Genomic DNA, 23,606 nt, shown 5'->3' with positions numbered 1-23,606 from the left:
GGGGCGTCTGCCATCGCGGCAGGCGCCCCCTTTTCGTTGTGCCGGAACGTGCTCAGGATTTGCCCGCCACACCGAGGACGTGGGCCAGCCGCGGATTGCCGGGAAGCACCGAAAAGCCGAAGCGCTCGATGCCCTGCACGCTCAGGCCTGCCGCGGCGATCATGGCGGCGGTGTCACGGTTCGGGTGGCATCCGCCTGCCAGCCGGCCCCACAGCGGTGTGAGCAGGTCTTCGGCGGCCCCCAGCAGGCGGTGCGCTGAGCGGACGTGTTCGTAGAACAGCAGCAGGCCGCCGGGGCGCAGGACCCGGACCACCTCCGCCAGGGCGAGGGACGGGTCCGGCACGCTGCACAGCACCAAGCTGGAAACAACGACGTCGGCCGAGGCATCCGCCGCCGGCAGCGCTTCCGCCACGCCGTCCCTCACCGTGACGGGCACAGGCGCCCTGCCGGCGGCGGCGAGGGCCAGCGCACGGAGCGTGGGGTCCGGTTCGAGGGCCAGCACACCGGACACCGCGGAAGGGTAGAACGGGAAGGTGGCCCCGTAGCCCGCCCCGATTTCGATGACGAAGCCGTGCGCCGGCGCCACGAGCCGGCGGCGGTGCTCTGCTGCGCCGCGGGCGTCCATCCGCGGACCCACCCGGGCATACGATCTCCCGAATGATGACTCACGGCGGGTGGTTTCCGGCATCGGGGCCTCCAACAGGTCAGCTGACCGCGGCCGGGTTGAGCTTAAGCCTGCGCAGCAACTGGGCGTTCAGGGCAACCACAATGGTCGACGCCGACATCATCACGGCGCCCGCGGCGGGGGACAGGACAATTCCGGCGAAGGCGAGGACACCGGCAGCCAGCGGCACCGAGATGACGTTGTATCCGGTGGCCCACACGAGGTTTTGCCACATCTTCCGGTAGCTCGCCCTGGAAAGATCGAGCATTGACAGCACAGCCCGCGGATCGTTGCCGGCCAGGACCACACCGGCGGATTCCGCGGCCACATCCGTGCCGCCGCCAATCGCGATCCCCACCTCCGCCCGTGCCAGCGCGGGGGAGTCGTTGACGCCGTCGCCCACCATGGCCACCTTCAGCCCGCGGCCCTGGAGCTCCGCCACTTTCTTGTCCTTGTCGGCCGGGAGTACCTCGGCGAACACTTCGTCGATGCCGAGCTCGGCGGCGACGGCGTGCGCCACCTGCCGGGCGTCGCCGGTGACCATGGCCACCTTGATGCCGCGTGCCTGCAGGGCCCGGACGGCCTGGCGGGACTCGGGCCGCACGGCATCCTCGAGGCTGACAGCACCCAGGACCCTGCCGCCGTCCACGACATGAAGCACCGCCGCGCCGCGCTCCAGCCAGGCGCCGGTCGTGGCGGCCAAATCCGACGGCTCCGGCAGACCCAGCTCCCGGAGCAGGGCCGGGCCRCCCACCTGGACCGTGCGGCCGTCGACCGTGGCGCGGACTCCGCGGCCAGTCAGCGACGTGAACCCGTCCGCCGTCGGAAGCTTCAGTCCCCGTTCACGGGCCGCGGCAACGATTGAGCGAGCCAGGGGATGCTCGCTGTCAGCCTCCACGGCGGCCGCGAGTGCCAGCACCGTATCCTGCGCAGCGTCTTTGCCGGTTGTTCCCGCGTCTGCGGCGGCGACTTCCTTGAGTTCCGGTTCGCCCCTGGTCAGGGTTCCGGTCTTGTCGAACAGCACGACATCGACTGTCCGCATGCGCTCCAGCGCCATCCGGTTCTTGATCAGGACGCCCGCCCGGGCGGCGCGCTCGGTGGAAATGGCGATGACGAGCGGGATGGCAAGGCCGAGGGCGTGGGGGCAGGCGATGACCAGGACAGTGACGGTGCGGGTGACCGCGTCTCCTAGGCTGCCCATCAGGGTCCAGAAGATGAACGTCAGGACGCCGGTGCCGGCCGCGAAGTAGAAGAGGAAGGCCGCAGCCCGGTCGGCCAGGGCCTGGGCCCGGGAGGAGGAGGCCTGTGCCTCGGCCACGAGGCGCCGGATCCCGGCGAGGGCCGTGTCCTCGCCGATGGCCGACACCCGGACCCTCACGGAGTTGTCAGTGGCGATGGTGCCGGCCACCACGGGATCCCCCGGGGCCCGCAGGACGGTTTTTGATTCGCCCGTGATCATGGATTCGTCGAATTCGGCCTGCCCGCCGCTGACGGTGCCGTCGGCCGGCATCCGGCCGCCGGGGCGGACCAGGATGGTGTCCCCGGCACGGAGTTCGGCGAGGCTGACGGTCTCCGTGCCGGCGGTCGTGACGCGTTCCGCTTCGTCGGGCAGCAGCGCCGCCAGGGCATCCAGCGCACCCTGCGCCGAGCCGAGGGCGCGCATCTCGATCCAGTGGCCCAGCAGCATGATGGGGACCAGCAGCGCCAGCTCCCACCAGAAGTCGAGATCGAAACCGCCGATGCCGAGGCTGGTCACCCAGGAGGCGATAAAGGCGACGCTGATGGCCATGGCAATCAGCAGCATCATCCCCGGTTTTCGCGTCTTCAGTTCATTGAGTCCGCCCTGGAGGAACGGACGGCCGCCGTAGAGGTAGATCGCCGTGCCGAAGACCGGCGGGATCCATGCTGAGCCGGGGAAGGCGGGAGGAGCGTAGCCCAGGAGTTCCGCGAACATGGGGCTGAAGAAGACCACCGGCACGGCCAGGGCCAGTGACAGCCAGAACCTGTCCCTGAACATCGCGACGCTGTGCCCGGCATGCTGGCCGTGAGTGTGTACCGTGTGCTCGTCCGCGGCGGAGCTCACAGCATGGTTGCCGTGCGGCGTCCCGCCCGGGCTGTGGTTTCGGAGGCCCTGGTCCGCGCCGGGGCTGCTGTGCCGGTGTTCCATGGTGTGTGCTCCTGACGGATGCTCAGTCATCTGCGGCTACGCCCAACATACCCCCGGGGGGTATCTTTGGCAAGAGGGCATTTCCAGCCTCAGCGGACCTCGATAAGGCCCATCATCCCGAGGTCCCAGACCACCGGACCACCCGGCTTCCGCGGCGTCAGCTGATCAGCAGTCCCAGGGCCTCGGCCAGGTGGCCGACCTCGCGGACCGAGAAGCCCGCCGGAACCGGTCCGTGCCCGTTGGGGCTGGCCGGTACCACGGCATGGGTGAAGCCGAGCCGGTGCGCCTCCTGGATGCGCTGGTTGATGCCGGGCACCGGGCGGACTTCGCCCGCCAGGCCCACCTCGCCGAAGGCTATGAGCCGCTGGGGGAGCGGCTTCCTGGCCTTGGCCGAAGCCACCGCCAGGGCCACGGCGAGGTCCGTGGCGGGTTCGCTGAGCTTGACCCCGCCGACCGTTGCCACGTACGAGTCGTCCTTGTTCAGCAGGCAGCCGGCGCGCTGCTGCAGGACGGCCAGCAGCATCGCGACGCGCGAGCTGTCGAGCCCGCTGGTGGCGCGGCGGGGCTGGGAGCTGGCACTCTCGGCGAGCAGCGCCTGCACCTCGGCCAGCAGCGGCCGGCGGCCCTCCAGCGTGACCGTGATGCAGGTTCCCGAAACGGGCTCCTTGGTCCGGGAGACGAACAGCCCACTGGGATCGGCGAGGCCCTCGATGCCGTCCTCGTTCAGATCGAAGCAGCCGACGTCATCGGTGGGTCCGTAGCGGTTCTTGACCGCGCGCAGCAGCCGCAGCCGCGAGTGCCGTTCGCCTTCGAACTGGCAGACGACGTCCACGAGGTGTTCCAGCAGCCGGGGCCCGGCGATGGAGCCGTCCTTGGTCACGTGCCCGACCAGCAGCGTGGTCATGTTGCGGCGCTTGGCCGCGGCGATCAGGGACGCCGCCACCTCGCGCACCTGGGACACGCCGCCGGCGCTGCCCTCGACGTCGGCGCTGCTGAGGGTCTGCACGGAGTCCACCACCAGCAGGCGTGGCTCCAGCTTCTCCACCTGCCCCAGGGCCTGCCCCAGGTCAGTTTCGGCAGACAGGTACAGGGATTCGGCGACGGCGTCGATCCGGTCCGCGCGGAGCTTGACCTGGGCCGCGGATTCCTCGCCGGTGATGTAGAGGACGTCCTGCGCCGTGCGGGCGAACTTGGCCGCAACGTCCAGCAGCAGCGTCGACTTGCCCACCCCGGGCTCGCCCGCCAGCAGGATCACGGCGCCTGGCACCAGCCCGCCGCCGAGCACACGGTCGAGTTCATCCACGCCGGTGGGCAGGAACGCGGCGGTAGTGGCGTCGACGTCGGCGATCCGGCGGGCCGGTTCCAGGACCGTCGTGGCCGCCGTCGTCCGGGCGACGGCGGTGCCGGTCTCCTCCACGCTGCCCCACGCCTGGCACTCGCCGCAGCGGCCCACCCACTTGGCCGTCGTCCAGCCGCATTCGGCGCATTTATAGCCGGGCGCCTTCGGCCCCCGGGAAGTCTTCGTAGCCATTGGTCCACACTATCGGGGGCCAGCGACAACAAGTGCGCCGGCGGCGGGGTCAGCAGGCCCGTGCCCCCAGCTGCAGCAGCTACAGCGGGGGCAGGATGTCCCGGGCTTCCTTGGAATCCAGCCCGGCGGCCTCGAGCAGGTCCACCATGAGCGGGCGGAACAACATGACCACCGTTTCGCCCTCCAGCCGCTGGACGTCCAGTATCCGCGGATGCAGCCGGCCTGCGATCTCCCGCAGCTCCGAGCGTGCTGTCCGCAGGTGGGCGCGGCGGGCGCCGTCGTGGACTTCCGCCAGGCCGAGCGAGAGCTCGTCGACGGCGGCGGCCGTCTCCTGCAGGACCTCGGCGATGTTCTGGGTGGCCTCGTCCGAGAGCGCCGCATGGTTGATGGCGCTGGTCAGTCGGCGCGCAAAGACCCGGCTGTTGCGCAGCGCGAGATCGATGTAGTCCAGCGACTGCTCCATCTGGTCCAGTTCGTCCCGGTGCCGCCGGTAGGCTGGGGCCAAGGTTGCCACTTCGCCGGAGGCACGCAGCGACTGGCGCATGGCGTCGACGAGCGGCTGGCAGTTCCGGCCCCGGATGAGGGCGTGCCAGGCCTGGGTGGAATCGCTGTAGCTCAGCGCCGAGGCGCATTCCCGCAGCACCTCGGCGAGCTCGTGCAGGAGCTTCTTGACGTCGCTGCGGGGTTCACGCCGCGGATCCTTGGGAACGAGGACGGTCATCAGCAGCGCGAACACTCCGCCCACCACGGCGTCGATGCTGCGGGTGAACGGGCCCCCGATCGGTGCGGGCAGGAGCACCACGAGCACCGACTGCAGGCCCAGTTGCGTCGTGAAAATCGTCCCGCTGTCCAGGAACCTGGCCAGCAGGATGGAGAAAAGGAGCACGACGGCGGCCTGCCAGATTCCGGAGCCCAGCCAGTGCAGCAGCAGGTCTCCGACCACGATTCCGAGCGTGCAGCCCAAGCCCACCTCGATGACGCGGCGCAGCCGGGGGTCGCGGGAAAAACCGAGCGCAATAAGGGATGACGTGGCCGCAAACAACGGCCCGCTGTGACCCAGGACGTATTCTGCGAAAGCGTAAGCGCCCACGGCGCAAGTGGTCATCTGGATGGCCGGGCCCAGGGAGTTCCGGCTCCGGACAAWGCCGGTGCGGACCCGGCCGCGCAGGAATCGTGCGCTTGCGGAGAGTCCAGTCGCGGMGGCCATGCCCTCCAGTCTATTTGCTGCGCCGGGACGGCCGGCACGGCAGGACACGGCACGGGCCGCGGGCACTGTGCGGCTGATACGACTGTGACGCACAGAACACAATGGCGGCCCGGCATATGTAAGCCAATAGTCCCGCGTCGTTCACCGGCCGTTCACTTTGGTCCGCAATTCTCTTCACCTGGGCCACTTACGGTCGGTAAAGGTACAAACCCGTACGCATCCCTGCGGGCCTTCTCCGGGCCCGGCACTCACAGCCCTGGAAGGGGTACAACTCAGTGAAGGCTCTCCGCTTCGGCCGCAACGCGGCTATCGCTGTAATCGCCGTCGGCGCACTTGCGCTGACCGCCTGCGGTTCGGACAACGCAACCAACACGGCCCAGACCGCCGCGCCGTCCGCCTCGGGTCCCGCGGTCACCGGCACCCTGACCGGCATCGGTTCTTCCGCCCAGGGCGCAGCCATGGATGTCTGGAAGACCAACTTCGCTACCGCGAACCAGGGCGCAACTGTGCAGTACTCCCCGGACGGTTCCGGCGCCGGACGCAAGGCGATCCTCGACGGCTCGGCCCAGTTCGCCGGCTCCGATGCCTACCTCAAGGATGACGAACTCGCCAGCTCCAAGGAAAAGTGTGGTCCCGACGGGGCCATTGACATTCCGGTCTACATTTCCCCGATCGCCGTCGCCTTCAACGTCCCTGGCATCACGGACCTGAAGCTCGACGCCGCCACCGTCGCAAAGATCTTCCGCGGCGAGGTCGCCAACTGGAATGACCCCGCCATCGCGGCCATGAACCCGGGCGTCCAGCTTCCGGACCTCAAGGTCACCCCGGTGAACCGCTCCGATGACTCGGGCACCACCACCAACTTCACCGACTACCTGTCCGCCGTAGCCCCCACCGTGTGGACCGACAAGGCAGCCGGCGTCTGGCCCGCCAGCCTGAAGGGCGAGAACGCCAAGGGCACCTCCGGCGTCGTCAAGACTGTCACCGACACCCCCGGCGCCGTGACCTACGCCGACGACTCCGCTGTCAGCGGCAAGCTCGGCACCGCGCAGATCAAGGTCGGCGACTCCTTCACGAAGATCTCCGCCGAGGCAGCTTCCAAGGCAGTCGACCAGGGCAAGCCGGTCGAGGGCCGCAACGCCAACGACCTCGCCATCAAGCTGGACCGCACCACCACGGCCGCGGGCGCCTACCCGATCGTCCTGGTGTCCTACCACATCGTCTGCACCACCTACGACACGCAGGCCACCGCTGACCTGGTCAAGGCCTTCGTCAAGTACGCCGCCTCCGACGCGGGCCAGCAGGCCGCCGCCGACGCCGCCAAGTCGGCGCCGCTGTCCAAGACCCTCCAGGACAAGGCAATGGCTGCCGTCGACTCCGTCAAGGCCAAGGCCAAGGCCTAGGAATACGCTGCGCCGCGAGGCGAAGTGGAAAAGGGCATAGTGGAAACACGGGCCTGATCAAGGTTCCCTGCATCATGGCGGCCGTCACCGGCGGCCGCCATGGAGCAGGGAACTGACGCGTTTGTTCCATACATCAAGATTTGCCGGGCACCGGCCGCGGAGGCCTCCGCACCCGGCGCCCGGATCCCATCCAAACCGAAGGACCGTGAAGTGACCACCACCTCCCTGACCAAGTCCCGGGGCGCAGGCCACGCCGGTGACAAAGTCTTTTCCGCAGCCACCTTGGCAGCAGGGTGTTTGATCCTCGTCGTGCTCTTCGGCGTGGCACTGTTTCTCGTGATCCAGGCGCTCCCCGCCCTCGTGGCTCCGGCGGACAAGATCCAGGGCGGCGAAGGATTCTTCACCTACATCTGGCCGCTCGTCATCGGCACCCTCATCGCCTCGGTGATCGCTCTCGTGATCGCGACGCCGATCGCGATCGGAGTCGCGCTGTTCATTTCGCACTTCGCGCCGCGCCAGCTCGCCTCCGGCCTGGGTTACGTGATTGACCTCCTCGCCGCCATCCCGTCCGTGGTCTACGGCGCCTGGGGCGTCGCGTTCCTGGCCAAGGAAATCTCGCCGTCGTACAACTGGCTGGCCGAGAACATGGGCTGGCTGCCGATCTTCCAGGGCCCCGCCTCCGCCACCGGCAAGACCATCCTGACGGCCGGAATCGTGCTCGCCGTCATGGTCCTGCCGATCATCACCTCCCTGACCCGCGAAATCTTCCTGCAGACCCCCAAGCTGCACGAAGAGGCCGCGCTGGCGCTCGGGGCCACCCGCTGGGAGATGATCCGGATGACCGTGCTGCCGTTCGGCCGGCCGGGAATCATCAGCGCCGTGATGCTGGGACTGGGCCGGGCCCTCGGCGAGACCATGGCCGTCGCGCTGGTGCTGTCCTCCGGAGCCCTGACCGCCAGCCTGATCCAGACCGGCAACCAGACCATCGCCGCCGAAATCGCCCTGAACTTCCCCGAGGCCAGCGGGATCAAGGTCAACACGCTGATCGCCGCGGGCCTGGTGCTGTTCGTCATTACCCTCGGAGTAAACATGATTGCCCGGGGAATCATCAGCCGGCACAAAGAATTCTCGGGAGCCAACTAAATGACCTCCACCCTGACTCCGGTACGCAAGCGCTCGGCGCTGACCAGGGGCCAACTGCCCAAGGCCGCGCCGTACATCGTCCTGGCCGTTGCCTTGATCCTCGGCGCGGCGATCCTCGCGCTGATCGGCTTCAATGCCTTCGGCTGGGGCATCGTCTCCGCCATCCTCTTTGCCGCCGGCCTGGTGGGCTGGAGCCTTGTTGTGGAAGGCGCCCGCAAAGCCAAGGACAAGCTGGCCACCTGCCTGGTTGTGGGGGCCTTCCTGGTTGCCCTGCTGCCCCTGTTCTCGGTGATCTGGACCGTGCTGATCAATGGGCTCCCCGGGCTCCTGGATCCCGGGTTCCTCACCACCTCCATGAACGGGGTCACCGGCGCCTTCGACAACAAGACGGTCGAGGAAGGCGCCCCCCTGCTGGGCGGCATCTACCACGCGCTCATGGGCACCTTGCTGATCACGGTGCTCGCCACCCTCATCTCGGTCCCCGTGGGCCTGCTGACCGCGATCTACCTCGTGGAATACGGCGAGGACCGCGCACTGGCCCGGGCCATCACCTTCTTCGTGGACGTCATGACCGGCATTCCCTCGATTGTCGCCGGCCTGTTCGCCGCCGCCGCGTTCTTCGCGGTGGTCGGCCCGGGCACCAAGACCGGCGCCGTAGCCGCCGTCGCACTGTCGGTGCTGATGATCCCGGTGGTGGTCCGCTCCAGCGAGGAAATGCTCAAGATCGTGCCCAACGAACTCCGCGAGGCCGCCTACGCCCTCGGCGTCCGCAAGTGGCGGACCATCCTCAAGGTGGTCCTCCCGACGGCGATCTCCGGCATCGCGTCCGGCATCACCCTGGCGATCGCCCGCGTGATCGGCGAAACCGCGCCGATTCTGGTCACCGCCGGATTCGCGACCACCATCAACACCAACGTGTTCAGCGGCTGGATGGCCTCCCTGCCGACCTTCATCTACACCCAGATCCTGAACCCAACCTCGCCGTCGAACCCGGATCCGTCCTCCCAGCGGGCCTGGGGCGCGGCCCTGGTGCTCATCATCCTGGTGATGCTGCTCAACCTCGGCGCCCGCCTGATTGCCCGCATCTTCGCCCCCAAGACAGGCCGCTAGGCCATCCGCGCCCGCCGCCCCTACCTCCAGCAAGTGAAGGAACACCATGTCTAAGCGCATCGACGTCAAGGACCTGAACGTCTACTACAGCAAATTCCTGGCCGTCGAAGGCGTCAACATCAACATCGACGCCAAGTCCGTCACGGCCTTCATCGGCCCCTCGGGTTGCGGCAAGTCCACCTTCCTGCGCACCCTGAACCGCATGCACGAGGTCATTCCCGGTGCGAGGGTTGAAGGCGAAGTGCTGCTGGACGGGGACAACCTGTACGGCCCCGGCGTCGATCCGGTCACCGTGCGGTCCCAGATCGGCATGGTGTTCCAGCGCCCCAACCCGTTCCCCACCATGTCCATCCGGGACAACGTGCTGGCCGGCGTGAAGCTGAACAACACGAAGATCTCCAAGGGCGAGGCCGATGTCCTGGTGGAGCGGTCCCTGCAGGGTGCCAACCTCTGGAACGAGGTCAAGGACCGTCTGGCCAAGCCCGGCTCCGGGCTCTCCGGCGGCCAGCAGCAGCGCCTGTGCATTGCGCGCGCGATTGCCGTTGAACCCCAGGTGATCCTCATGGACGAGCCCTGCTCCGCCCTGGACCCGATTTCGACGCTGGCCATTGAGGACCTCATCAATGAGCTCAAGGACCAGTACACGGTGGTGATCGTGACGCACAACATGCAGCAGGCGGCCCGCGTGTCGGACAAGACGGCCTTCTTCAACATTGCCGGCACCGGCAAGCCGGGCAAGCTGATCGAGTTCGGCGACACCCCGACGATCTTCAGCAACCCGACCGAGAAGGCCACCGAGGACTACGTCTCCGGCCGCTTCGGATAACCAGGCTGCTACAGGCCGGCCACCGTCGAGAGCGCCAACTGCAGGACGAACGCGGCGGCAGCGGTGACAACCGGGGTCGCTACCCAGAACACCAGGATGCGGATCACCAGCCGCCGGTCGGTGCCCGGGAAACACTGGTTGGCGCCGGCGCCAAGGGTTGCCGCCGTCACCGTGTGCGTGGTGGAGACGGGCCAGTGCAGCCCGATCGCGCCCACCAACAGCATCACGGCGCTGTACATCTGCGCGACGAATCCGCGCAGGGGATCGACCCGGGTCAGCCGGTAGCCGATGGTGTAGGAAATCCGCCACCCGCCCGCGAGGGTTCCCGCCGACAGCAAGACGGCCGTCAGCAGGGCCACCCACACCGGCACTGAACCGCCGTCGGAGAGCCCGGCCGCCAGCAGCGCCAGGATCACCACCGCGCTGGTGCGTTGGCCGTCCTGCAGCCCGTGCCCGAAGGCGACGGCGCCCGCGGCAATGGCCTGGGCCCGCCGGGAGCGGGTGTTGACGACATTGGGCGGCGTGTACCGGGCCGCCCAGCCCGCGGGCCAGACCAGCAGGAACGACCCCGCATAGGCGATCACCGGTGAGATCAGCAGCGGGAGCACCACCTGGGACAGGAGCGAGGCGTCAACGCCCATGACGGGGTTTCCGCCGACGGCGACGCTGGCGACCCCCGCCCCGGCGAGCCCGCCGACCAGGGCATGGGTGGAGGACGAGGGGATGCCGCGCCACCACAAGTAGACGCCCCAGAGGATGGCACTCAGCAGCGCGGCCAGCAGAATCGTCAGGCCGTTTGTGCCCGGCGGCAGCGACAGCCACGCCTGGCTGACGGCCAGAGCCAGGGCGGCGCTCAGCCCGGCACCGATGAAGTTGAACAGGCTGGCCAGAATCACCGCCACTGTTGGGGTCAGCGCGCGCGTCCGCACGGCCAGCGCCACCGACGAGGACGCGTCCCTGAACCCGTTGAGGAATGCAAAGGCCCCGGCGCAGAGCAGCACCAGGGCAAGGAAGAAGAGCACCACGTCAGGATTCCTTGACGATGATGCTGCCCACCTGGGTGGCGATCCGGCGCATGTCCTTCGTGACTTCCACGAGCTGGTTCGCGACATCGCGGTTGCGCGCGTACTGCATGGCCTTCATCTCGTGGAGCATGTCCGCGACCCAGACCCGGTGCGTGCGCTCGGCACGCTTGGCCAGGCGCAGGATCTCGATCCAGTAGTCCTCGAGGTCGTCCAGATTGTTCAGCCGCCGCATCGCATCGACCGTTAGTTCGGCCTGGCGGCTGATGATTTCCAGCTGGTCGGCGGCCCGTCTGGGCAGCCGTTCGAGCTTGTAAAGGGAGACGAGCTCGGCGGCGGCGTCGAGCTTCTCCATGGCCTCGTTGAGGAACCGGGACAGCGTGTACATGTCCTCGCGCGGCAGCGGGTTCACGAAGCTGGTGCGCATGTGGGTCAGGAGGGCAAAGTGCAGCTCCGCGGATTTGGCCTCGTGGTTGTGCATGTCCTCCACCAGCCGGGCATGCTCGCTGGCCGGGGCGCCGAGGATCTCCGAGAGCGTTCCGGTCCCCAGCACGATCTGGCGCGCCATTTGGGAGAGCAGGTTCAGTCCGGCGGACTCCTGGGGGAACAGGCGCAGCTTCACGTGGTGTCACCGGTCTTCCGGGAGGAGGTTCGCGGGTGGAGTCGGCCGGCCGTGTGACTTGACGGTGACCAGTGCATACGCATCACTTTACCGTCCGCGGCGGGTCCGGCCCGGCCCGACGCGGCGTGTGACGGCGCAGGTGAAAACCGGGCGAACATCAGGGTAAGAAGGCATGAAAATGGTGCCGAACCGGATACGCCTCTCGGCGGTAGGCCGCTCTAGGCGGCTAAATGTTGAAGCCCGGGGGTTTCGCGGTTCGGCACCGCTTTTAGTTTTCTACGTAGGTTCATGCAAGTCAACATTGACAGCCTGCCCGAGCCGTGCGTGTCCTGGGTGCTGCGGGCCCGTCATCCGGGCGCCTGCCGCCCGGCCCGGCTGGCCCCTCAGTCCAGTTCGCCCAGCCGCCACGCGTTGGCGGCGTGCTCGAGGTCCTCGGCCGTCTTGACGAGCAGATGCGAGTTGCGGGTGAGTTTGCTGGCGTGGTTTTCGTTGCTGTGCTCGGCGTTGTCCGCAAGCGTTGCCTGGCCCAGGGCCACCACGCGGCAGAACGCTGCGGAGCGTTCCAGGGCGACGTCGAATTCGCCGTCGAACGCCCCGGAGAGGATGGCGTCCGCCATGGATTTCATCTCATCGGCGCCGGGCGGTTCGGCCGCGCCGGCGACCACATGCGAAACCTGGGCCGTGTCCTTGCCCGCCTTGAAGTAGACGGAGATCCGCTCGGGATCCTGGATGGTGGCGGCCCGCAGGGCGTACAGGCGCCACAGCGCGCCGGGGAGGGACCGGGCGGGGCTTTCGGCCCACATTTCGGCGATTGCTTCCAGGCCCTGCTCATCGGCGAGTTTGACGAGCCGTTTGGTGACTTTAGGATCGTCGCTGTCCCGGCCGCGGCGCACGAGAGCCTGCGCGGCCAGATGGGCCGCCTCCGAGACGCGGGCAGGATCGGCCCCTCCGGCGAAAGGCTCAAAGTCGATCGGTGCGAAGGGTTTCGGCTTGTGGTGCCGCGGGCCGGGGGCGCTTGATCCTGCTTGCTCGCTCATGCCCCCACGCTACTCCAGTGCCGCAAGGGAATCGAGGATCGGTGCGCGCTGCTGCCATAGACGCCGGGGGCCGACGACGCCGGTGCGGCCAACGTGAAAAAAGCTGGCCCGGGTCTGGGGTACAGTGTTAACGTCCAGAAATGGACTGGGCCGAAACGCGCTGCAGCAGCGGATTTATCCGCTGGTTCGGGGCTCTCGGCTGGGGCCTTTAGCTCAGTTGGTAGAGCATCGGACTTTTAATCCGTGGGTCGTGGGTTCGATCCCCACAGGGCCCACTCTTTTAGCGAAGAGTGGAAAAACCCCGGTTTCCTGGCAACAGGAAGCCGGGGTTTTTTGTGCCCGCCACCGGGGTCCTGTCCTGGCGGGCCGGGGCCCCAGCCCCCAGGGCTCCGGGGCCCTGGGGCCCTGTGGCTGCAGCCCCCCGGATTGTACGGCTGGCTAGTTACCAGTTCCGCTAGGCTTGGCGAATGGACTCCCACGGCGCCTCCGGATACTGGTATGGCCCCGATGACAGCCTGGATCCTCCGGCGGCGATCCTGCAGGCCCTCCGCGACTATCGGATCTCGGAGGTGGCGACCAGGCGGTCCACCCGCGATTCGATGGGGATGGGTGAGACCGACCTGCTGGCTTTGCGCTACCTGCTGCGGGCCAAAGCGACAGGCGAACGGGTTGGCCCGAAGGATCTCAGCCGCGTCCTGGGCATCACCACCGCTTCCACAACGTCCCTGATCGACCGGCTGGCAGCAAGCGGGCACGTCCGGCGGGAGCCGCACCCGACGGACCGGCGCTCCCTTGTGATCGTGCCGACGGTGGCGACGGATTCCGAAGTCCGCGCCACGCTTGGACACATGCACCGGCGCATGATGGCGGTGGCAGAGTCCATGAGCGCGGAGGACGCCCGCGTGGTTATCACTTTCCTCCGCCGGATGAGCGCAGCCATCGGCGCCGAGCGGCATGACTAGCTCGTTTAACTAGTTATATGTATGCTTACTACTTGTTTTTTAGATCTCAACGAGAGTAGGCGCCGTGGCTGAATCCGCAACCCTGACCGGGGACCCCGCGACAGAGCTCCCGCCCGGTGCCCCGCTGCACTGCGGCGCACCCATGCAGTGGACCTCGCCGGAGCCGGCGATGCCCTCCTACTCGTTCGGGCCCGCGGACCCGTCCCTCGATCTCCCGGCCCTGTGGCGCTGTCCGTGTGGCTTCCAGCTCGACGGCGGTATCCAGCTGGGGGACGGACTCCACTTCGCCGACGGGTTCCAGGCGGAGAGCGTGTTCCAGCCGGAGAGCGGGTACCGGTTGGGCGGGATCCAGCTGGATGGTGGCGAACAGGGCGCCGATCAGGCTGCTGCGGAGCTTGCCGCGGCCTGCTGACCCAGCCGCCCGCTTCTCACCAGGCTGCTCTTCACCGCAGCACCGCGTCAGCCGGGAACCGGCTCCTCACCCCCGGGGTACCGGCCGGGGCCGGGCCGGCACCAGCGCGGTGGGGGAGGCCACCTGCAGCCGGTCCGCAGGGAGACCCGGCAACCCGGATGCCGCGTCCAGACGAAACGTTACGACGTCGCCGGAGCGTTCGTGGGCGACGTGCAGCAAACCGTCGCGGATCAGATGGTGCCGGGGCCAGTTGCCGCCGCTGGGGACGTCGGCCACCGGACGCAGCGCCGCGCCCCCGGCCTCCACCTCCAGCACGCAGATCCGGTTCGAACCGCGGACGCCCACATAGGCGTACCTGCCGTCGGCCGCCAACGCGATCTCTGCCGCCGAATCATCCGGCTGCGCCCCGCCGGCGGCGGCGGGCCCGACGAAAGCGAGCCGGAAGTCCCCGGAGTCCGGCGACAACCCGGCCACAGCCACCTCGATTGAATACTCGGTCACCACAAAGACGTGGCCGCCCGGATGCTGGACCAGGTGCCGGGGGCCGCTGCCCCGCGGCAGGACCACCTCGTGGTCCAGGACCGGGCCCAGAGCCCGCTCCGGTCCGGAGCCGACACTCCAGATCCGCAGCAGGTCGTGGCCGAGGTCGGTGGTCATCACCCTGCCGTCGGCCAGCATGAGTGCCGCGTGAGCGCGGCTCGGCCGTTTTTCCCGTTCGCCGGGGCCGCCGCCGGGAGCCTCGCCGTACGGGTCTCGCGATTCGACGCCGGCCGTCCGGTCAACGATGCCGCCGTCGGCGTCGAGCTCATAGAACAGCACCTGGCCGTCGCCCCAGCAGCAGACAACGAGGAAACGGCCGGAAGGCTCGACGGCGACATGGCAGGCCGCGTCACCGGCCGGCCACGCCGGGCCCGCGGGCTCCAGGCCAAACGCGCCGGCCCGGCGGTAGGCCCGGACGGTCCGGGCCTGCTCGGCCACGGCATAGAGCACGGGGAGAGAAGGGTGGACCGCCAGGAAGGACGGCGAGTCGGCCGGCGCCGCAACACCCAGCCACCGCATTGTGCCGTCCGCCGCCGCGGCAACCGCGCCGATCCCCGTGCCGCGGCCGCCGGAATCTGCCGTGTAGGAGCCGGTCCAGACGAGATCGTGTGCAGGCAGGGAGTCCATGCTGCCATCCTGCCAGCCGCCGCCGCCAAGGCATCCTAAGCAGGCATCCCAAGCAGGCGGCACAATCCGCCGCCGCAACCCGCCGCCGCAAAACCCCGACCAATCACAGCAGACCCAATCACAGCTGGCCGCGGGCGGCTTCGGTAGCATGGGGCAATCGAGCAACTGCAGCAAAGGAGGTGGGTCCCGTCCACGCAAGTCCAGCAAGGATGCCCGCCCAGCAGTGCCGGCCGCGGCCAGCTCACGGTGAGGGCGTCTGACACCCGACCGAAAGGCGCTCCCATGCCAGTAGTCCGCCATCTTTCCCCGCACGAGATACTCACGGCCAGGCTCCGCTCAGCCGGCTGCGTGTTTGCCGAAGACGAGGCCCGTCTGCTGATCGACGCGGCCCCGACGCCGGAGGCGCTCGAACGGATGGCCGGCCGGAGGGTCGCAGGCCTTCCCCTTGAACACATTCTCGGTTGGGCGGAATTCTGCGGACTCCGCATCGCGGTCGACACCGGAGTCTTCGTGCCCCGCCGCCGGACGGAATTCCTTGTCCGGCAGGCCGCTGCGCTGCTGGACGCAAGCCGCATGGCGCGGGGGGACGCCCCGGCGCCGGTCGTTGTCGATTTGTGCTGCGGGTCCGGCGCTGTCGGTACGGCGCTCGCGGCCCTCGCCGGCCCCGCCGAACTCCACTGCGCCGATATTGACCCCGCGGCTGTGTCCTGTGCACGCACCAACGTCCTGCCCCTGGGCGGGGAGGTCCACGAGGGTGATCTCTATGCTCCCCTCCCGCCAGGCCTCCGGGGCCGGGTCCGGCTGCTGGCCGTCAACGCCCCCTACGTTCCCTCGGCAGACATCGAAACCATGCCGCAGGAAGCGCGCGTCCACGAGCCGCGGGCCTGCCTCGACGGCGGCGCCGACGGGCTTCAGGTGCAGCGGCGGGTCGCCGCCGGCGCACGTCAGTGGCTGGCGCCCGGCGGCCACGTGCTGATAGAGACCAGCCGCCGGCAGTCCGCGCAGACGGCCGGAATCCTTCGCGGGCACGGGTTGGCGGCCCGGGTGCTGCGCTCGGAGGAACTGGGGGCCACCGTGGTGGCCGGCGAGCTGCTGCCCTCCGGCGGGCGGTAGCCGGCAGAGGCGGCGACGGTGGCCCCTCAAAGAACCCTAGGGCAGTTTGTCCTCGTTCACGTTGGTGGCCGGGCCCGCCGGGGTGGCACCGCCCTCGTCCGACCAGTCCTGGCCGGTCTGGTCGGTGAGCGCAGGGTCGGAATGGACATCGCTGGCCGCGGGTGCCGGCGTTCCGGGCGTGGCTGCTCCCTGTTTTCCGGGCGTGGCCGTTCCGGGCGTGGCCGCGGACGTGCTTCCGTGGCCGGCATCGCGGTGGACAGCGGAGCTTATGACGGTACCGGCGCGGCGGGCGGCTTCGCCGAGATGCTCGGAGACCTCGGGGGCTTTGTCTTTGACCGTTTCTGCTGCCGCGGCCACCTTGTCCTGGACCGGCTTGCTGTGCCAGAGCTCTGCCGACCTGGCCTTGAGCTTGTCATAGGCTGCGCGGCCTGACCGCGATCCCAAGACGTACCCTGCTGCCAGTCCGGTGGCGAAAAGAAATTTGCCCTTCATGCTGTGCTCCTGCTCCCTGACGTAGGTGAAAAGTAGACGTTGTTGAACAGTTCCTGGACGGTGGGTGGCAGTGCCGGCCCATGCGGCCGGCAGGCCGCCTTGCTGTCAAAATAGTGCAAAAAACCGGCCCCGGGAATAACCCAGAGCCGGTTTCCGGTCAGCTTCCGTGTTAACGGGCTGAGCGCTTGCTGATCATGCCGTAAACGAGCAGGACGATGATCGCACCGCCGATGGCCAGCAGCCAGGTCGACAGCGAGAAGAACTCGTTGATGCCCACGCCGAACAGTGCGCTGCCAATGAATCCGCCGAGCAGGGCGCCGACGACGCCCAGGATCAGAGTGATGATGATGCCACCGCCCTGACGTCCCGGGAGGATGGCCTTAGCGATTGCGCCGGCGATGAGGCCCAGAATCAGAAATGCGAGAAAACCCATTTTTCGTTCCTTCTTCTTTCATAGAGGAGGCACCCGGATTGCCGGGTGCGCTACATCCTTCTGCCCTAATACTAATCATGCTTAGTATCAAAGAGCCACCCGACACCCGTGGGTTCGGCGGGCGGGGTGCCAAAACAGCCGACTGCGCCCTACCATGCGTAGTCTTCCGGAGCCGTCCTGTGGCCCGGGAAAATCTCGTCGAGGCGCTTGAGCGCATCGGTGTCGAGCTTCAATTTGTGCGCCCTGACGGAGGCTTCGAGCTGCTCGAGGGTACGCGGGCCGATGATCGGAGCGGTGACTGCCGGCTGGTGGAGCAGCCACGCGAGTGCCACGTCCGCGGGTTCCTGACCCAGTTCGGCGGCGAATTCCTCGTATCGCCGGATCTGTTTCTGGTGCGACTTGAGCGCATCGAGGGCCCGGCCCGCRATGCGCCGGACGCCGTCGTTCTCCTTCTTCAGCACTCCGCCKAGCAGGCCGCCGTGCAACGGCGACCATGGCAGGATCCCCAGGCCATACTGCTGGGCGGCCGGGATGACCTCCAGTTCCACGTCCCGGGTCAGCAGGTTGTAAATCGACTGCTCGCTGACCAGCCCGTTGTAGTTGCGGCGGCCGGCGGTTTCCTGGGCCCGGGCGATGTGCCAGCCGGCGAAGTTGCTGCTGCCGGAGTATAGGATCTTGCCTTGCTGGACGGCGACCTCGATAGCCTGCCAGATCTCATCCCAAGGCGTGTTCCGGTCCACGTGATGGAACTGGTACAGATCGATGTAGTCCGTCTGCAGCCGTTTCAGGCTGGCGTCGAGCGCCCGGCGGATGTGCAGTGCCGAGAGTTTGGACTCGTTGGGCCGGTCGGTCATGGTGCCGAACAACTTGGTGGCAAGCACCGTGCGCTCGCGGCGCTCGCCCCCCTGGGCGAACCAGCGGCCGACTATCTCCTCCGTCCAGCCGCGGTGGCTGGACCCGCCATACACATTGGCCGTGTCGACGAAGTTGATGCCGGCGGCCTGCGCGGTGTCCAGGATGGCGAAGGCCTGCGTCTCCTCGGTCTGCGGGCCAAAGTTCATGGTGCCCAGGCAAAGGCGCGAGACTGTCAGGCCGGAGCGGCCCAGATGCGTATAGCGCATGAAGTTTTCCTCTCCGCCCTGGCCTCCTCTGCCCTGACGGGTTGCGGGTTTCTCCGGAGCGGGGCGGTGCGTGCCGGCCCGCTCCGGAGTCTGGCGTCAACGCTCCAGGCGGAACCCCAGCTTGATGGTGACCTGCCAGTCGGCGACCTGCCCGTTTTCAAGGTGGCCGCGGATCTCCTTGACTTCGAACCAGTCAAGGTTCCGGAGGGTCTTGGCGGCCTCGGCGATGCCGTTCCGGACGGCCGCATCGACGCCCTCGCTCGAGGTTCCGACAATTTCAGAAATGCTGTAAGTGTGATTAGACAACTTCGCTCCTCGTGATCGCCATCGATGCCCGGCTGTGGGCCGTTCCTGCAGACTAGCCGACCGAACCCGGCCGGACTAGGGGTTTGTGCCCGGAGTCCGGGACCCCGGGAGGCGGTCCGGGCAGCGGGCGTTTGGCCTGCCGGGGCGGGGCGTCTGCGCGCGGCCTGATCCGGCTCACCATCCAGGGCAGCATGTAGTGCGCCATCCAAGCCAGGTCACCGGCCCGGGTCTCCCGCCAGTTGCCTGGCGGCATCGGCTTCGGCTCCAGCGGCCGCAGGCGGTGTGGCACGCTGAGCGTGTCCAGGACCATGGCCGCAATGGTGTGGTGTCCCAGCGGCGAGAAGTGCAGGCGGTCCGGATCCCACATCCGCGGATCGCTCAGTTGCCGCAGGGCCCACAAGTCGGCGATGACGACATCATGCCGGGCGGCGATGACACGGATGTTCTCGTTGAATACCGCGACCTTCCCCCGGATGTGTCCGAACACAGCGGTCTCGCCCCAGTCCGGCCCGGTGAAGAGGACCACCGTGGCCCCGGTGGCGGAGAGGGCTGCCACGGCGTCGTCCAGGGCGGCGGCCATCCGGTCCGGATCGCCGCGATGAAACACGAGATCGTTCCCGCCGGCGGAGAGCGAGACGAGGTCAGGCTTCAGGTTCAGGGCCGGTCCGAGTTGCTGGTCGAGGATTTCGCGCAGGACCAGGCCGCTGATGGCAAGGTTTGCGTACCCGAACTCGCGGCGGCCCTCGCCGAGTTCCTCGGCGATGCGGTCCGCCCACCCCCGAATGCCCCCGGGGCTCAGCGGTTCCGGGTCGCCGACGCCTGCCGTGAACGAGTCGCCCAAGGCGACATACCGGCTCCACGGCCGGGAACGCAGGTCACCGGCAGGCCCGCGTGCGGAGCCCTGATCCCCTGGATGCCACGGCCCCGCGGCGGGGAGGTTGACGCCGGTACCGCCGGCGTCCGGCTCTAGGAACCTGGCGGCGTTCACATCACCAGCAATACGCCGATATTCCATGCCTCGCTAGGTACTTATGCCCCTAGCGGGGCGGCATGAGGCCGCGGCGGCCACCCCTGGCCGTCCGCCACCCGGGAGCGAAATACTCAGGGGGGTATAATGGGGAGCCTGACGCATCGAACCGGAGGAACCAATGGAACTCGATCCCACTGACATGAAGCCTGTTATTAACCGGCTTCGCCGCGCCCAGGGCCAGCTCGCGGCCGTCACCAGGATGATCGAGGAGGGCCGTGACTGCAAGAGCGTCGTGACCCAGCTGGCGGCCGTGTCGAGTGCCCTGGACAAGGCTGGATTCTCCATCATTGCCACGGGCCTGCAGCAGTGCATGCAGCAGGAAGACCCCAGCCTGGACCGCGCCGAACTCGAGAAGCTCTTCCTCTCACTCGCCTGAGCTCATCATCCGGGCAAAGCGCGGGACCGCGTCAGGCGGGGCCGCCGGCCAGCACGAAGGTCTTCAGGTCGTCAAGGGTCTGCTGCATGTGGGCGTCCATGGCGTCGCGGGCGCGGTGCGGGTCGCGGGAGGCCAGGGCGTCAGCGATGTTCTGATGGTGCCCGATGGCGTGCTCCTGGATCTCCGGCACCTTGGAAGTTTCCGTCCGCCGTTTTTCCAGCACGCGGTGCAAGGGTTCGAATAACACGGCGACGAAGACGTTTTCCGAGGCCTGCAGGATGAGGTCGTGGAAAGCGAGGTCTTCCTCCACGAATGCCGCGAGATCATTCCTCTCGTGGGCCAGCCGCATCCTGTCGACGTGCGCGCGGAGGGCCTCGATGTCCGTGTCCGACATCCGCCCGGCAGCCAGTTCGCAGGCGCCCGTCTCCAGCATCCGCCGGAGCTCGATGAGCTGGATGGCGGCCGAGGCGTCATTTGTGCCCTCCGAGGCTGCCCGCAGTACGGCGTCCAGGGATCCCCAGCGGTTCACCGGGTTCACGAACGTGCCCCGGCCGCGTTCCACGCTGAGGATCCGCTGGGCTTCAAGGGTCTTCATGGCCTCGCGCACGGTCATGCGGCTGACTTCGTGCCGGGAGCTGAGCTCCAGTTCGCCGGGGACGCTCGCGCCGGGCGGAAACTCGCCGCCAATAATCCGGTCCAGCAGTTCGTCGGCCACAACGCCGACCAGCGATTTCCTAGCCAATTCTCCCCGTCCAGCGACTTGTTGCCTGATGGCGTGCTCCGTGATGGCCAAGTCTACTTGCGCGTCGTTGTGCCATATGCCACACTAGCATTCATATGCAAGATGTCTGACATCTTACATTTTGTTCCTGCTGCGGCTCGCGGAGAACCGCAGTTTTCCACTGACAGATCCACACACAATGGAGTGCATAGTGCCCCTCGAAGCAGACGTGCTGGCCGCTTTCCCCGCGGAAGTACAGATCCCCGCCCGGCTGGTGGCAGACAGCGTGGCCGCCTCCTCCGAGGCATCCCCCCGTGTCCTGGTCGTACTCGACGACGACCCCACCGGCACCCAGTCCGTGGCGAACCTGCCGGTCCTCACCCGCTGGGAAGTGGCGGACTTTGCCTGGGCGTTCGCCTACGAAGTCAACGGCCAGCGCCAGCGCGCGGTCTACGTGCTGACCAACACCCGCAGCCTTGACCCTGCCGAGGCGGCTGCCCGCAACGAGGAGATCGTCCGCAACGCACTCGCGGCCGCAGCGTCCGCTGAACCCGCGCTTCGGCTCAGCTTTGTCAGCCGCAGCGACTCCACCCTCCGCGGACACTACCCGCTCGAACCGGACGTCATCGCCGCCACCGTCACCGCCGTCAACGGCGAGAAGACGGACGGCGTCGTGATCGTTCCCGCGTTCCCCGACGCCGGCCGCGTGACGGTCGGCGGCGTGCACTTCACCCGCGGCACAGGCAAGGACGCCGGGCAGCTCACCCCCGTGGCCGAGACCGAATTCGCCCGCGACGCCAGCTTCGGCTTCGCCAACTCGGAGATGGCCAAGTACGTCGAGGAGAAGTCGAACGGCCGGTTCCCCGCGGATTCGGTGATCGTGCTGGATCTGGACATCATCCGGGCGTCCGCCGATCCGATGATCTCCGCCAAAGCCATTGCCGATGCCATCGATGCCGCCACGGATTCGACTCCGATCGTGGCGGACATCGTCACCGAAAACGACTTACGGGCCCTGGCCCTGGGCCTGGAAGAAGCGGAAAGCCGCGGCAAGAAGCTGCTCTACCGCGTGGGCCCGCCGTTTGTCCGGGCACGGATCGGCCAGGAAATCCGCACCGAACTCAGCGGCGAGGAAGCCTATGCGGGCAATACCCCCTCGGAAGCCGGCGGCCTGATCGTGGTCGGCTCGCACGTCGGTGTCACCACCCGCCAGCTCAACGCCCTCACCGAGCAGCACAGCGCGGCCCGGATCGTGGAGATCGACGTCGAGAAGCTCCTCGGCGACAACGCGGGGGAGTACCTGGACGAAACCGTGGACACGGTGGTCGCTGCACTCCGCGGCGGCGACGTGATCGTGCACACGAGCCGGCTCCTGATCAAGACCTCCGACGCCGCCGAAAGCCTGCGAATCGCCCGCACCGTCTCCGCCGCCGTCGTCGCGGTGGTGAACCGCACGCTGAAGACTTTCCCGCCCAGCTTCGTGATCGCCAAGGGCGGCATCACGTCCTCGGACGTGGCCGCACACGGCCTGGAAATCCGGCACGCGATAGTCCGCGGGCCCATGCTGCCGGGCATCGTCAGCCTGTGGGAACCGGTGGACGGACCTGCCAAGGGCATCCCGTACATCGTCTTCGCCGGCAACGTGGGCGACGACCAGTCCCTCGCCGATGTCACGCGCAAGCTCAGCAACACCTTCTAATCCCCGCCGGCTCCCAGCCTTCACAACCTCAGGCAGGGCCCCCGCCGGTATGGGCCCAGCACCACACGTCATTCGATGGAGAACACCATGACCAGCAACTACACCATCACCGTCCTTGGCCTTGGCGCCATGGGCCTGCCCATGGCCACGCGCCTGGCAAGCSAGCTCACCGTCCACGGCTTCGACATCGCCGARCCCCGCCTGAAGCTAGCYGAAGAGGCCGGGATCCGCACCTTCGCCTCCGCACGGGAAGCCTCGAAAGGCGCCGACGCGATGCTGCTGGCAGTGCGCAACGGTGAACAGCTGGGCGATGTCCTGTTCGGCGAGAACGGCGTGGCCTCCGTGCTCAAGCCGGGCGCCGTCGTGATCCTGGGCAGCACCGTGGGCACCGAGGCCATCCCGGCCACCGTCGACCGCCTGGCCGAATACGGCGTCGAACTGGTTGATGCCCCGCTGTCCGGCGGCCCCAAGCGTGCCGGCGAGGGCGACCTCCTGATCGTGGTGGGCGCCTCGCCCGAGGCCCGGAAAAAGGCCCGCCCGGCCCTTGAGCTGCTGGCCTCCACCCTGACCGTGGTCGGCGACAAGCCCGGCGACGGCCAGGCCCTCAAGACCGTCAACCAGCTGCTCTGCGGCATCCACATCGCCGCCGCCGCCGAGGCGATGGCCCTGGCCGACGCCCTCGGCCTGGACCAGGCCAAGACCCTCGCCGCCCTCGAAGCCGGCGCAGCGGGCTCCTTCATGCTCTCCAACCGCGGACCGCGCATCCTGGAGGCCTACACCGAGGACGGCGCCGAAGTCCTCAGCCGGCTGGACATCTTCGTCAAGGACATGGGGATCGTCGGCAAGGCCACCCGCGCCGCCGGCCTCGCCGCCCCGGTGGCCGCCGCCGCCGAGCAGCTCTACCTCCTCGGCCAGGCCCAGGGCCTCGCCGCCGCCGACGACTCCGCCGTCATCAAGGTCGTCGCGCCCACCAGGCGCACCGCCTAGCCAGCCATCCCATCCCCGACGACGGCGGTCCCCCCTCCGCCGGTCCCCCCTCCGC

General features: G+C 68.2%; 24 protein-coding genes and 1 tRNA gene. 11 read left to right on the top strand and 14 right to left on the bottom strand.

The window, feature by feature from the left end:
• Positions 1 to 52 precede the first annotated feature (52 nt).
• From AC1D1S_RS02805 to AC1D1S_RS02790, 4 genes are all read right to left on the bottom strand, one after another.
• Positions 53 to 688, bottom strand: coding sequence for a class I SAM-dependent methyltransferase (locus AC1D1S_RS02805; RefSeq protein ID WP_243178329.1), 636 nt, complete (start codon positions 686 to 688; stop codon positions 53 to 55).
• Positions 689 to 704: 16 nt separating this feature from the next.
• Positions 705 to 2,831: a copper-translocating P-type ATPase gene (locus AC1D1S_RS02800; protein WP_476993673.1), complete on the bottom strand. Its 2,127-nt coding sequence runs from the start codon at positions 2,829 to 2,831 to the stop codon at positions 705 to 707.
• 157 nt (positions 2,832 to 2,988) lie between these two features.
• Entirely contained in the window at positions 2,989 to 4,362 is a 1,374-nt protein-coding gene (radA, locus tag AC1D1S_RS02795; protein ID WP_223914678.1) for a DNA repair protein RadA, read from the bottom strand.
• A gap of 79 nt (positions 4,363 to 4,441) precedes the next feature.
• Positions 4,442 to 5,569, bottom strand: a complete 1,128-nt coding sequence (locus AC1D1S_RS02790; protein WP_476993672.1) for an FUSC family protein — start codon at positions 5,567 to 5,569, stop codon at positions 4,442 to 4,444.
• 275 nt (positions 5,570 to 5,844) lie between these two features.
• On the opposite strand from AC1D1S_RS02790, the gene pstS reads away from it, so the two are divergent.
• The 4 genes from pstS (at position 5,845) to pstB (ending at position 10,051) form a co-directional block, all read left to right on the top strand.
• Complete coding sequence (gene pstS, locus AC1D1S_RS02785) at positions 5,845 to 6,972, top strand: phosphate ABC transporter substrate-binding protein PstS (RefSeq protein WP_476993671.1); 1,128 nt, start codon at positions 5,845 to 5,847, stop codon at positions 6,970 to 6,972.
• Positions 6,973 to 7,182: 210 nt separating this feature from the next.
• Positions 7,183 to 8,115, top strand: a complete 933-nt coding sequence (gene pstC, locus AC1D1S_RS02780) for a phosphate ABC transporter permease subunit PstC (protein WP_243178331.1) — start codon at positions 7,183 to 7,185, stop codon at positions 8,113 to 8,115.
• Positions 8,116 to 9,225, top strand: a complete 1,110-nt coding sequence (pstA, locus tag AC1D1S_RS02775) for a phosphate ABC transporter permease PstA (protein WP_459383616.1) — start codon at positions 8,116 to 8,118, stop codon at positions 9,223 to 9,225.
• A gap of 46 nt (positions 9,226 to 9,271) precedes the next feature.
• Positions 9,272 to 10,051, top strand: coding sequence for a phosphate ABC transporter ATP-binding protein PstB (gene pstB / locus AC1D1S_RS02770; RefSeq protein ID WP_018774898.1), 780 nt, complete (start codon positions 9,272 to 9,274; stop codon positions 10,049 to 10,051).
• Positions 10,052 to 10,059: 8 nt separating this feature from the next.
• Here the strand turns inward: pstB and AC1D1S_RS02765 are convergent, their stop codons facing one another.
• From AC1D1S_RS02765 to AC1D1S_RS02755, 3 genes are all read right to left on the bottom strand, one after another.
• Positions 10,060 to 11,076 (bottom strand): inorganic phosphate transporter, encoded by a 1,017-nt coding sequence (locus AC1D1S_RS02765; protein ID WP_459383617.1) that lies wholly within the window; start codon positions 11,074 to 11,076, stop codon positions 10,060 to 10,062.
• 1 nt (position 11,077) lies between these two features.
• A complete protein-coding gene (locus AC1D1S_RS02760) occupies positions 11,078 to 11,695 on the bottom strand; it encodes a DUF47 domain-containing protein (RefSeq protein ID WP_028276610.1) in 618 nt (205 codons plus the stop codon).
• A 383-nt stretch (positions 11,696 to 12,078) separates the two neighbouring features.
• Entirely contained in the window at positions 12,079 to 12,732 is a 654-nt protein-coding gene (locus tag AC1D1S_RS02755) for a hypothetical protein (protein ID WP_018774895.1), read from the bottom strand.
• Positions 12,733 to 12,934: 202 nt separating this feature from the next.
• Between AC1D1S_RS02755 and AC1D1S_RS02750 the strand changes: the two genes are divergently transcribed.
• From AC1D1S_RS02750 to AC1D1S_RS02740, 3 genes are all read left to right on the top strand, one after another.
• Positions 12,935 to 13,007: transfer RNA gene (locus AC1D1S_RS02750), tRNA-Lys, on the top strand.
• A 192-nt stretch (positions 13,008 to 13,199) separates the two neighbouring features.
• Positions 13,200 to 13,694: a MarR family winged helix-turn-helix transcriptional regulator gene (locus AC1D1S_RS02745; protein WP_476993670.1), complete on the top strand. Its 495-nt coding sequence runs from the start codon at positions 13,200 to 13,202 to the stop codon at positions 13,692 to 13,694.
• Between the two features lie 64 nt (positions 13,695 to 13,758).
• Positions 13,759 to 14,106, top strand: a complete 348-nt coding sequence (locus tag AC1D1S_RS02740; protein WP_476993669.1) for a hypothetical protein — start codon at positions 13,759 to 13,761, stop codon at positions 14,104 to 14,106.
• 66 nt (positions 14,107 to 14,172) lie between these two features.
• Here AC1D1S_RS02740 and AC1D1S_RS02735 read toward each other — a convergent pair whose 3' ends face one another.
• Positions 14,173 to 15,273 (bottom strand): lactonase family protein, encoded by a 1,101-nt coding sequence (locus AC1D1S_RS02735; RefSeq protein WP_476993668.1) that lies wholly within the window; start codon positions 15,271 to 15,273, stop codon positions 14,173 to 14,175.
• Between the two features lie 282 nt (positions 15,274 to 15,555).
• Between AC1D1S_RS02735 and AC1D1S_RS02730 the strand changes: the two genes are divergently transcribed.
• Positions 15,556 to 16,386: a putative protein N(5)-glutamine methyltransferase gene (locus AC1D1S_RS02730; RefSeq protein ID WP_476942681.1), complete on the top strand. Its 831-nt coding sequence runs from the start codon at positions 15,556 to 15,558 to the stop codon at positions 16,384 to 16,386.
• Between the two features lie 36 nt (positions 16,387 to 16,422).
• Here AC1D1S_RS02730 and AC1D1S_RS02725 read toward each other — a convergent pair whose 3' ends face one another.
• From AC1D1S_RS02725 to AC1D1S_RS02705, 5 genes are all read right to left on the bottom strand, one after another.
• Positions 16,423 to 16,878 carry a hypothetical protein gene (locus tag AC1D1S_RS02725; RefSeq protein WP_243178338.1) on the bottom strand — a complete coding sequence of 152 codons (456 nt, stop codon included), beginning with the start codon at positions 16,876 to 16,878 and terminating at the stop codon, positions 16,423 to 16,425.
• A gap of 169 nt (positions 16,879 to 17,047) precedes the next feature.
• A complete protein-coding gene (locus AC1D1S_RS02720) occupies positions 17,048 to 17,311 on the bottom strand; it encodes a GlsB/YeaQ/YmgE family stress response membrane protein (protein ID WP_018774889.1) in 264 nt (87 codons plus the stop codon).
• A gap of 149 nt (positions 17,312 to 17,460) precedes the next feature.
• Entirely contained in the window at positions 17,461 to 18,432 is a 972-nt protein-coding gene (locus AC1D1S_RS02715; protein ID WP_243178339.1) for an aldo/keto reductase, read from the bottom strand.
• 96 nt (positions 18,433 to 18,528) lie between these two features.
• Positions 18,529 to 18,738 (bottom strand): dodecin, encoded by a 210-nt coding sequence (locus tag AC1D1S_RS02710; protein ID WP_243178340.1) that lies wholly within the window; start codon positions 18,736 to 18,738, stop codon positions 18,529 to 18,531.
• A 52-nt stretch (positions 18,739 to 18,790) separates the two neighbouring features.
• Positions 18,791 to 19,753, bottom strand: coding sequence for an SGNH/GDSL hydrolase family protein (locus tag AC1D1S_RS02705; RefSeq protein ID WP_476993667.1), 963 nt, complete (start codon positions 19,751 to 19,753; stop codon positions 18,791 to 18,793).
• A gap of 133 nt (positions 19,754 to 19,886) precedes the next feature.
• On the opposite strand from AC1D1S_RS02705, the gene AC1D1S_RS02700 reads away from it, so the two are divergent.
• On the top strand, positions 19,887 to 20,144 hold the full coding sequence (locus AC1D1S_RS02700) for a metal-sensitive transcriptional regulator (protein ID WP_018774886.1): 258 nt from the start codon (positions 19,887 to 19,889) through the stop codon (positions 20,142 to 20,144).
• Between the two features lie 31 nt (positions 20,145 to 20,175).
• On the opposite strand, the gene AC1D1S_RS02695 is transcribed toward AC1D1S_RS02700, so the two are convergent.
• Entirely contained in the window at positions 20,176 to 20,886 is a 711-nt protein-coding gene (locus AC1D1S_RS02695; RefSeq protein ID WP_028276604.1) for a FadR/GntR family transcriptional regulator, read from the bottom strand.
• 190 nt (positions 20,887 to 21,076) lie between these two features.
• Here AC1D1S_RS02695 and AC1D1S_RS02690 point away from each other — a divergent pair, with 190 nt between their 5' ends.
• Entirely contained in the window at positions 21,077 to 22,564 is a 1,488-nt protein-coding gene (locus AC1D1S_RS02690; RefSeq protein ID WP_476993666.1) for a four-carbon acid sugar kinase family protein, read from the top strand.
• 87 nt (positions 22,565 to 22,651) lie between these two features.
• Positions 22,652 to 23,551 carry an NAD(P)-dependent oxidoreductase gene (locus AC1D1S_RS02685; protein WP_476993665.1) on the top strand — a complete coding sequence of 300 codons (900 nt, stop codon included), beginning with the start codon at positions 22,652 to 22,654 and terminating at the stop codon, positions 23,549 to 23,551.
• The last annotated feature ends 55 nt before the right edge of the window (positions 23,552 to 23,606 follow it).

This window comes from Arthrobacter sp. P1_A5, assembly GCF_056406825.1.
This window is presented reverse-complemented; position numbering and strand designations above follow the sequence as displayed.